Origin of the sequence: uncultured Campylobacter sp. (genome assembly GCF_938031315.1) — a bacterium.
GTDB lineage: Bacteria > Campylobacterota > Campylobacteria > Campylobacterales > Campylobacteraceae > Campylobacter_B.
In genome coordinates this window covers 1-9145 of the sequence record NZ_CALHHT010000054.1, presented here as the reverse complement: position 1 = coordinate 9145, position 9145 = coordinate 1, and the positions used below count along the sequence as shown (strand labels likewise).

The 9145-nt window shown below is 47.4% G+C and carries 4 protein-coding genes and 1 tRNA gene; all 5 read left to right on the top strand.

Annotation, left to right across the window (positions count from 1 at the left end; all coding sequences use genetic code 11):
- Positions 1–479: 479 nt before the first annotated feature.
- The gene (locus Q0236_RS01680; protein ID WP_297914289.1) at positions 480–1139 is read left to right on the top strand and encodes a YccF domain-containing protein; all 660 of its coding nucleotides are present in this window, start codon (positions 480–482) and stop codon (positions 1137–1139) included.
- A gap of 252 nt (positions 1140–1391) precedes the next feature.
- A tRNA-Ile gene (locus Q0236_RS01675) sits at positions 1392–1468 on the top strand.
- 250 nt (positions 1469–1718) lie between these two features.
- On the top strand, positions 1719–3029 hold the full coding sequence (locus tag Q0236_RS01670) for a dicarboxylate/amino acid:cation symporter (RefSeq protein ID WP_297881974.1): 1311 nt from the start codon (positions 1719–1721) through the stop codon (positions 3027–3029).
- Between the two features lie 28 nt (positions 3030–3057).
- Positions 3058–3738, top strand: a complete 681-nt coding sequence (locus Q0236_RS01665; protein WP_295151179.1) for an aspartate/glutamate racemase family protein — start codon at positions 3058–3060, stop codon at positions 3736–3738.
- 321 nt (positions 3739–4059) lie between these two features.
- Positions 4060–8190, top strand: a complete 4131-nt coding sequence (dnaE, locus tag Q0236_RS01660; protein ID WP_297914285.1) for a DNA polymerase III subunit alpha — start codon at positions 4060–4062, stop codon at positions 8188–8190.
- Positions 8191–9145: the final 955 nt, after the last annotated feature.

Here is a 9145-nt window from a genome sequence, read left to right as displayed (position 1 = left end):
AAAATTTTAAGAATTCGCTTCGCTGTATCGTAAAAATTTTAAAATTTTGATCTGCAAATTTCATGAAAATTTATAAAATTTTTTAAATTTCTGCGTCGAAATTTTAGAATTTCTAATATTTTTTAAAATAAATTTAAATTTTTTAAACTCCCTTGCCATAGCCATTTGCGTGGCAAAATTTTATCGCGCAAAAGCGCTTGTTACCAATCGTTAACCCCCCCCCCCTATCATTCCGCAGTTGTTTTGCGTACGGTGGTTTGCATGCATAAGACTCGTTTTGTACGCCGTAGCAGCAGGTGCAGTTGCGCCGCGCGCAGTGTGCACCTTAGCATCTCTTAGCGCTTTGCTGCGCCATAGTATTTCGGCGCATCCTTCCGCGCGAGTTACGAAAATACTCTACAAAACGGGTGAGAGAGGCTGTGTGAGCTGTCTGAGGTAGACGGCTCGCTTGATTTGCATAATTTATAAAGAGGTAAAATATGCGTATCTTAGGTAACATTATTTGGTTTTTTATGGCTGGTTGGATCTTGGCTATCTTAACTTATTTGTCGGGTTTAATCCTTAACCGTTTTAGTCGGACTGCTCCCGCGGGATTAGGTCTTATAGAATACGGCAAATTTCTATTTTTGCCCTTCATCAACGACATGGCGCGCAAAAATAAAAGCTCGCTTGCCGTCGCCGCAGAGTCGCTGCAAAACTACGAATATGACGTAACTTCCCAAAAAGTATCCGTAGCGAAGGTAATAGCTACGGTTTGTATCGTAGCGATTGCTTTGCCCGCAGTAGCGACTGCGCTACCTGGGGTAGCTACTAGAGATGATGCGGAGATCTCTAGATTAGCGACAAATTTAAGTACCGTTAAATACGATCTAGACGCTTATTATATCTCCCAAGGCAAATTCGCATCCGATTTTTCGGTTATGACGAACGTTCCGTTAGAGCCTAACGGAGAAAATTCCGCATATCTTAAAAGCTTAAAAGGGGATAAATGCTTTCTAATCAGCGTAGACGGCGAAAAGAAAACTATCTCTATCGAAAAAGGTTCCGATGCCGAAAATAATATCTGCCAGGGAGCGTATGAGCTACCTGGCGTCCCTAAAATGCTATCGGAGCCTATTAGCGTGAAAACAAGCTATTAATTCACGCGATTTAAGGGCGGATTAGATTATGGCGGCGGATTTAAGAGCCGGAATATATAAATTTTGTCTTAAATTTACGCCACCTTGTGCGCACGAAAGTGATCTGATCGGGAATCAGATAAGGTTGCGCGCTTTGGTGTGAAATTTAGCCACGATTTGGGCGGGTCTAAGTTTCATAAAATTACGCGGTTAGAATTTTAACGCCGTTTTAAGATTATTTTTGTAAAATCACATTTCTTTTTTACCGCTGGCGGGCTCATAGCTCAGTTGGTTAGAGCATCCGGCTCATAACCGGATGGTCCTAGGTTCAAGTCCTAGTGAGCCCACCACCACAAAATTTCGGCTTTTCACTGCATCAAAATTCTCAAAATTCTATAAAATTTCATGCGTCGTTTTTCCTTTGAAATTCCGCTTCATAACTTCAAAAGACAAAGCTTGCCGCATAATTTCAGCTTTAAAATTTGGTTAAGCTCGCGATTGAATTTTCAAATTTAACTTTCATTTAGCGATCGATTAAATTTTATTTTATGGCAAGTTGCGGTAGAATTCCGTTAAAATTCTTAGTGCAGGGAGATGTCCATGTCAGAAAATCAAACGAAAAAAGGCGGAATTTTAGCCTTTTATTTTAACTCAAGCTTGCTTTGGCGCATCATTATCGCTTTAGTGTTGGGCTCTGCGATCGGTATGTTACTACCTAAAAATATGCCGGTGGGCGATACCACGTGGGTGGCGATTTTAACGCCTTTGGGAGATCTTTTCGTGCGGCTTTTAAAGATGATTATGGTGCCGATCATTATCTGTTCGCTCATCGTGGGCACTAGCAGTATCTCGCCCGCGCACCTTGGCAAAGTAGGCGTTAAGGCGATCATATTTTACGCTATAACTACGCTTTTTGCGATCGTCATCGGTCTAGCGTGTGCGTTTATATTTTCTCCAGGTAGCGGGCTTGATCTAAGCGATGCGTCCAAGGCCGTCGAAAAGGCAGCGAACGCGCCTAGTATGAGTAAAATTTTGCTTAATATAATTCCTACGAATCCTTTTGATTCCATAGCCAAGGGCGAAATTTTGCCGATTATCGCGTTTTGCTTATTTTTCGGCGTAGGGCTTGCGTTTTGCCGCGATAGTAGCGATGCTCGTATTAAAAATTCCGCTGATACGGTTTATAATTTTTTCGATGGAATGAGCGAAATTATGTTTAAGGTCGTGCATTGGGTGATGCAATACGCACCAATCGGCGTTTTTGCGCTAATGTTTGTAGTGTTTAATAAAAGCGGTATCGAGGCTTTCAGCTCGCTATTAAATGTCACGATTACCCTATACGTGGGACTTGCGATTCAAGTATTTGCGGTTTATTGCGTTATTTGTATGCTTATCGGAGTTAGCCCGATTAAATTCCTTAAAAAAGTGCGTCCGCCGATGCTTACGGCTTTTGTTACCCGCAGCTCCAACGGCACGCTTCCGATTACGATGCAAACCGCCGAAGATATGGGAATTCCAAAGGCGATCTACGGCTTTGTTTTGCCCGTGGGTGCTACGGTGAATATGAACGGCACGACCGTGTATTTGGGCGTGTGCACGCTCTTTATCGCTAATGCTTGCGGTATCGATCTAAACAGCAGCCACTACCTCACGATCATCATCACTTCGATGCTCGCGGCAATCGGAACTGCCGGAGTTCCGGGAGCTGGTGCGCTGATGCTGCTTTTAGTGCTCGAATCTATCGGCGTCAAGGTAAGTGGTAACGTAGCGATCGCTTACGGAATGATTTTAGGCATTGATGCGATTTTGGATATGGGGCGAACCTCGATGAACGTAACGGGCGATGTTGTGGCGTCGATCTACGTCGCAAAGAGCGAAAACGAAATGGATATGAGTAAGTGGGAGAATTAACCCAAGTAAAATTTAGAAAGGACGAGCTATGAAAAGAGTTGGAATTATCGGCGGAATGGGACCTTTAGCGAGTGCGGATCTGTATATGAAGATCATAGAAGAGACTGCTGCGGGAAGCGATCAAGAAAATATTCCGCTTGTAATCGATAGCTATCCGCAGATTGAAGATCGCACGGCATTTATCTTAGGCAAAGGTGAAAATCCGCTTCCGCGCCTAAGCGAGAGCGCCGTTAGGCTCAAAAATGCAGGCTGCAAGGCGTTTGCGATGGCGTGCAACACGGCGCATTTTTTCGCAGACGATGTAGAAGCTGCGGCGGAAATCCCGCTAATTCATATCGCTGAGGTCACCGTAAAAGCGATCCGCAAAAATTATCCAAACGCCCATAAAATAGCTGTGCTAGCCACTATCGGTACAAAAAAAGCTAAAATTTACGACGATCCGCTTAAAGAAGCAGGGCTAATCAGCGTGGAGCTTGGCGAAGAAAATCAAGCGGTTTTGATGGATTGCATCTACAAAGGAGTTAAGGCGGGCAAGACTGCCGAATACGTGGGGGCTTTTGAGAATTTGCTAGGCAAAATCGATGCTGATATTTATGTCGTTGCCTGCACTGAGCTGCCGCTATTTTTGCCGTTAATCAAAAGCGATAAAATTTTCGTCGATCCTACTAGAGAGCTTGCCAAAGCGATCGTGGAATTCTCAAGATCATAGAGCCGCAAGGCTTTGCAGGCGCGAATTTTAAACCGCAAAATTTTACGATGATTTAAGTCATAGAATTTTGCGGAATTGCGTTAGCTCAAAATTCCATCGAGGCGGAATTTTATGATAGTGGAATTTCATCACAGCATTTTAAGCTTAAAATTTTGTCAAAATTTAATCCGCAAAACCCAGAATGTAAAACCTCTGAAGTAAAATTCCGTAACAAAATTTACTCGTAAAATTCCGCACCCAAATTTAAGCTAAAATTCCACTAAATTTGACCGTTTCTAAAGCCCGAATTTACTATAATCTCCAAATCAAAAAAGGATCAAAATGAGCGACTACACCCACCTGCACCTTCACACCGAGTATTCGCTGCTAGACGGCGCGAATAAAGTAAGCGAGCTCGCCGAGCTTTTGCAGAGCCGCGGCACCAAGGCGTGCGCGATCACCGATCACGGCAATATGTTCGGCGCGATAGACTTTTATCAGACGATGAAAAAGCACGGCATTAAGCCGATCATCGGCATCGAGACCTACCTGCACAACCACGACGATATCGGCGATAAAAGCGACCGCCAGCGCTATCACTTGATACTGCTTGCCAAAAACGAGACGGGCTATAAAAATTTAATGTATCTTAGCTCGCGCGCATTTTTGGACGGCTTCTACTACTACCCGAGGATCAACAAAAAAATTTTAAAAGAGCACAGCGAAGGTCTCATCTGCTCCTCGGCGTGCCTAGCGGGCGAGGTGGAATTTCATCTAAATAGAAGCGAGCGAAATTTAAAGCGCGGCGCGGGCGGCTACGAAGCGGCGAAAAAAGCGGCGCTTGAGTATAAGGAAATTTTCGGCGAGGATTTTTATCTCGAGATCATGCGCCACGGCATCGGCGAGCAATTAAATGTCGATAAAGACCTCATCCGCCTCTCGCGCGAAATCGGCGTCAAGATCATCGCTACCAACGACGCTCACTACTCGCGCAAGGACCGCGCCAAGGCTCACGACGTCTATCAGTGCATCTCGATGGGCAAGACGATCAACGACGGCGACCGCCTAAAACACGTCGTTTCGGAATTTTACGTAAAAAGCGATGAGGAGATGAGGCGGCTTTTTGCGGACATCCCCGAAGTGATCGAAAATACCGCTGAGATCGTGCAAAAGTGTAATCTAAAATTTGCCTTCGACGAGAAGGACTACGCGCCGACGCCGCCGAATTTTAAATTTACGATCGAATACGCCGCTAGGCTCGGGCTTTCGCTGCCGCAGCCGGACGAACGCTATAGCTTTGCAAATGACGATTTTTTATTCGATCATCTCTGCCGCGAGGGGCTTAAAGAGCGCCTTAAATTTATCGATCCGCAGAATCATGAAATTTATCGCGAGCGCCTGGAAAAGGAGCTTGCCATCATCAAAAACATGCATTTTTCGGGCTATATGGTCATCGTGCAGGATTTCATTAACTGGGCGAAGGATCACGACATCCCGGTTGGCCCAGGTCGCGGCTCTGCGGCGGGCAGCATCTGCGCGTATGCGCTTCGCATTACCGACCTCGATCCGATCCCGTATAATCTGCTTTTCGAGCGATTTTTAAACCCGTCGCGTATCTCGATGCCCGATATCGACGTGGATTTTTGCCAGGCGCGCAGAGGCGAGGTGATCGACTACGTCATCGATCAGTACGGCAAATTTAACGTCGCGCAGGTTGCGACCTTCGGTAAGCTGCTCGCGCGCGGCGTCATCCGCGACGTAGCTCGCGTCTGCGATATGCCGCTTTCGCAAGCCGATAAGATGGCAAAGCTGATCCCCGATAAGCTCGGCATCACGCTCAAGCAGGCTTACGACGCCGAGCCGAAGCTGAAGGAATTTATCGACGCAGATCCGATCGCACAGCAGGTTTGGGAGTTTGCGCTGGGCCTTGAAGGGCTAAATCGCAACGCAGGAATGCATGCCGCGGGAGTGGTGATCTCAAACGAGCCGCTGTGGAACAAAGCGCCGCTATTTAAGCAGGATAAGGGCGAGGATGCGCGCCTGGTCACGCAATACACCAAAAACTATCTCGAGGACGTCGATCTGATAAAATTTGACTTCCTGGGTCTAAAAAACCTCGATGTGATCGATAATGCCGCCAAGCTAGTCAAGCGCCGCTACGGTCGCGATATCGTCTGGGAGGAGATAGACTTTAACGATCCGCAAACTTACAAAACCATTCAAAGCGGCAACACGCTGGGGATTTTTCAAATCGAGGGTGCGGGCATGCAGGATCTGGCTATGAACCTGCGCCCCGACCGCTTCGAGGATATCATCGCGATGATCTCGCTCTACCGCCCTGGGCCTATGGATCTAATCCCTGATTTTATCAGGATCAAACACGGCGAGCTAAAAGCAAGCTATATCTTCCCAGAGATAAAAGAAATTTTAGAGCCAACATATGGCATCATCGTCTATCAAGAGCAGGTCATGCAGATCGTGCAGAAGGTGGGCGGCTTTAGCTTGGGCGATGCCGATCTGGTGCGCCGCGCGATGGGTAAAAAGGATGAGAAGAAGCTCGCTCACATGCGCGAGCAGTATCTAAACGGCGCCAAAGAGCTGGGCTTTGACGTAGCTAAGGCGGATGAGTTATTTGATCTGATTATGAAATTTGCCTCCTACGGCTTTAACAAATCCCACGCCGCGGCGTATTCGATGATCACCTTTCAGACGGCGTATCTTAAGACCTACTATCCGGCGGAGTTTATGGCGGCGCTACTTACTTCGGAAGAGGGCAATACCGATAAAATTTCAAAATATATCGACGAGGCTAGCCGCCTAGGCATCGGGCTTTTGCCGCCGTCGATCAATCAAAGCTTAAGAGGCTTTAGCGTCGTGGACGACGAAAACTCCAAATCGGGCACCTCGATCATCTACGGCCTAGGAGCGATTAAGGGGGTGGGCGGTGCCGCGATCGAGAATATCTTAGAGCTTCAAAGCGAGGCTAAATTTCAAAGCATCGACGATTTTGCTTCGCGAGTGGATAATTTCCGCGTCAATAAAAAGGTCATCGAGTCGCTGATCTACGCAGGCGCGATGGATTGTTTGGGCAAGAGCCGATTAGCGATGATTCAAAATATGGAAAATATCCTAGACGTGATGAAAAAAATCACCGAGATTAAAAAGGACGCCGCAAGCTCGCTTTTTGGCGAGGATGAGGATATGACGAGCGGCATGAGCGTAAGCTTCGTCGATACCGATAAGGAATTTCCGCAGGGCGAAATTTTAAAATTTGAGCAGCAGACCGTGGGCGTGTATCTCTCGGGGCATCCGCTGGATGATTACAAAGAGGAGATGGACGGCATTGACTACACGCTATCCTCGGCGTTTAGCGAGATCGAGGGCGATAGCGCCGAGGTGCTTAGCGTGGGGCGGATCGAGGATCTGTCCACGCGCATGACGAAAACGGGCAAAAAAATGGGGATTTTAAACGTGCTTGATCTGCACGGCAGCTTCGAGCTTGCGGTGTTCGATAACGCGCTAAAGGCGATCGAAAACTTAAGCCCGCAGGAGCGGGAGCGCCCGTACGCCTTTATGATCAAAATTTCAAAAAGCGCGGTCGGCGGCGCGGCGTATCAGCTGTCGTTTCTTTCGATGATGAGCCTGCAAAACGCTCGAGATGCGAGCTTTCGTCCGCGCGCGGGAGTATTTTTGAGCGAGAATCCACTCAAGGCCTATGCCGCGCAGCTTGGAGCGATTACACATACTAAATCGAACGAATTCGATGAGCTGGTGGGCGACGAGGACGCGAGCGTTAAAATTTTGTGCGTCGGCAAGATCGAAAACGTCTTTGCGCGCACGACCAAATCGGGTAAGCAGATGGCAAATCTTACGGTGCTTGATCTTGCGGGCAGCTTCGAGATGAGCGCGTTCGGTGATATTTGTGATGCGGTCACTGCGCTAACGGACGCGGAGCTGGAGCGCCCGATGGCGTTTTGGGCGCGGCTTAGCAAAAACACATCCCCTTACGGCGGCAAATATCAAATTTATCTGGATGAAATTTTGAGCCTGGATGCGGCACGCGAGATCGAAAACTACGCGCCAGGCAAAATCAGAGGCTCCAGATTCGGCTCCGAGCGCAGAAATGAGGGCGAAAACGGTTTCGGCGGCGAACGAAGTGGCGGCTACGGCGGCGGGAATTTTGCTGAGCGAAGGGGCGGGTTTACTGCGGAGGATCCCGCCCTTAAGGCGCGCAAAGAGCGCGAGGCACAGCGCAAAAACGCGCAGGATTTCGAGTTTGAGCTAAGCTTAGGCGAGCTTAGTCGCGAGAAAATTTATAAAATTTACCATCTCGCCTTTTGCGACACGGCGCTAAAAAATACCAAGCGGCTGATTCTGCGGATTCGCAACGGCAGCGAGGTACTCGTTTATCCGACCGAATACATCGTGAGCGATAATTTCACCGAAAAGGTACGCGAAATCATCGCGGCGTAGGCGCCGCAAAGCTCTTTCATCGCGCACTAGGCGGGTTAAAATTTCTTGTCCGCGCTGCATGCAAGCGCCGTCTTAGCGCGTAGAGAGCTTAGATTTTGGCGTGGCCGCGATAAAAGATAAATTATTCGGCTCAAAATTTGCCGCGCATAAAATTTACTGTGCTACGCGCAGAAACCAAAACCGCACGGATCGCTCCCGATATCTAAATTTATTGCATTTATCGCGGCGAAATTTTATGTGTGGTAAATTTTAAATGCAGACTTCTTGTTTTATTGTGGCGATAAGGCTCGCAGCGCGCCGTTCATGCTGCCGCAACAATCGCTCGCCGTACCTCGACTCTGCGTCGCGGTTTGCTTACGGTACAGCAGATTGGTATGCGCGCTTTCAAATTAAAGCTAAAATTTTGCGAAGTTTTACTTTGGCGAATCTCCACGCAGCTTTAAAATTTTAAACTTTAGCGGATTTGAAATTTTAGGTATAGCTTTACTATGTAAAATTTTATCGCGGTAAAATTTCGCTGAGCAAATTTAGTAAAGTACGCAAAAACGGACTTAAGATGTGCAGAAAAAATCCGAAACAAAAGCTGGTCCGAGCAAACGGTGCCCGAAAAATCAAGCTAGTGCGGACTGGGCTCGAGCCGGGCGTCGGGACGCAACCTGTCTTAAATCCAAAATTTATCAAAATTGTTAAACGGCTGTATTTGAAATTTTTTGCGCTGTATATATTGCTCGCGCCAAGTGTATTTATCCTGCCCGAAAATATAGGTGATAATGCTGCTTGTGCGGGCTTTGTAAGCCTTATGAAGCAGTTTTTCAAATGTCGCTGCAGCCAGGGATCGTCTTGCACGCGGGGCTTGTGGAGTTCTACGTCGCTGCGATGCGGACGGCTAGCATCTTAATTTTTGCGCAAGCTGCTTCCTATGCTTAAAGAGTAGCGCCGATTAAATTTTGCACGA